General features: G+C 43.5%; 1 protein-coding gene. It reads right to left on the bottom strand.

Going from position 1 to position 230, the window contains the following annotated elements; translation table 11 throughout:
• A partial coding sequence (locus Q4563_RS23240; RefSeq protein ID WP_303606231.1) for a hypothetical protein occupies window positions 1-230 on the bottom strand: 230 nt, incomplete at both ends.

The raw sequence follows: 230 nt of genomic DNA on the forward strand, positions 1-230 counted from the left end.
GTCCAGCTCCACCCATCGCTAAAATGGTTAACAATGCCGTCTCATTATATACATTAATTAACTCAAGATGAATAGGCGCTAGACCGTGATGTAAACCAACCATAACTAATGGCAGGAAAAATCCAGCTAGAACTGCTCCTGCTATCGCTCCACCTGTATCAATTAAAGCAGTAAGTCCCATCGTGATACCGTCTGACAGGATACCAGCTACTGGCATAACAGCGTATAAG

The organism is Gilvimarinus sp. 1_MG-2023 (assembly GCF_030548285.1).